Source organism: Microterricola pindariensis (genome assembly GCF_002936985.1).
GTDB classification, from domain to species: Bacteria; Actinomycetota; Actinomycetes; order Actinomycetales; family Microbacteriaceae; genus Microterricola; species Microterricola pindariensis.
In genome coordinates this window covers 1-568 of record NZ_MPZN01000134.1, presented here as the reverse complement: position 1 = coordinate 568, position 568 = coordinate 1, and the positions used below count along the sequence as shown (strand labels likewise).

Here is a 568-nt window from a genome sequence, read left to right as displayed (position 1 = left end):
AAGTCAACTCTTAATGGAAAAGGCTCTAATTAAAGATATAAAAGTCACTGATCAGGAAATTAAGAAGAGCTATGATGCCTACAAGCCAGAAATCAAAGCAAGACATATTCTGGTAAAGGATGAGAAGACCGCGAATGAAGTTAAAAGTAAATTGGCAAATGGTGATAAGTTTGAGAAGTTAGCAAAAGAATATTCCACCGACAAGTCTTCAGCAGAAAGTGGTGGGGATCTTGGCTGGTTTGGAATTGGAAAAATGGATCCTGCGTTCGAGAAAGCAGCTTATTCATTAGAAGTAAGACAAGTTAGCGATCCCGTTAAGTCCTCATTAGGGTATCACATCATTGAGCTAACTGATAGAAAAGAAAAAAATCCTTTGATGCGATGGCAAAAGAGTTAGAATATCAATTGAAACTTTCGAAAATTGACCAATCTAAAGCACAGGATATTTTGCAAAAGGAACTAAAAGATGCCGGATTAGTTGTGAAGGACAAAGATTTGAAAGGTATTATGTCCGATAGTTAATCCGAAACTTGCCATAATCAATAGGCTCCCTGTCCAAAACCTAACC

At 37.1% G+C, this 568-nt stretch carries 1 protein-coding gene; it reads left to right on the top strand.

The genetic code is table 11. The features are described 5' to 3' along the window. Positions 1 to 397: peptidylprolyl isomerase (locus GY24_RS17310; RefSeq protein ID WP_233279448.1), on the top strand; the 397-nt coding region annotated here is incomplete at its 5' end. Between the last annotated feature and the right edge of the window lie 171 nt (positions 398 to 568).